The following is a 235-nucleotide window of genomic DNA, read 5'->3' as shown; positions in this document are numbered from 1 at the left end:
ATCAATGACAATCAAACCGCCCATATCGCGCAGGCGCAATTGACGGGCAATCTCATCGGCGGCTTCTAGATTGGTATGGTAAGCGGTTTCAGCAACGTCTGAACCTTTAGTAGACTTAGCAGAGTTGATATCGATAGATACCAATGCTTCTGTCTGATCGATAACAATTGAGCCACCTGATGGTAGGCGAACTTCACGCTGATAAGCAGTTTCAATCTGTTTTTCAATATTAAAG

Annotated in this window: 1 protein-coding gene; it reads right to left on the bottom strand. The window is 43.8% G+C overall.

Translation table 11 applies throughout. The features are described from left to right. A partial coding sequence (locus AAEY72_RS16385; protein WP_352311752.1) for a ribonuclease E/G occupies positions 1 to 235 on the bottom strand: 235 nt, incomplete at both ends.

Origin of the sequence: Psychrobacter sp. W2-37-MNA-CIBAN-0211, from assembly GCF_040309405.1 — a bacterium.
Classification (GTDB): domain Bacteria; phylum Pseudomonadota; class Gammaproteobacteria; order Pseudomonadales; family Moraxellaceae; genus Psychrobacter; species Psychrobacter glaciei.
Note: the sequence above shows the minus strand (reverse complement) of the source record. Positions and strands in the feature narration are given on the sequence as shown.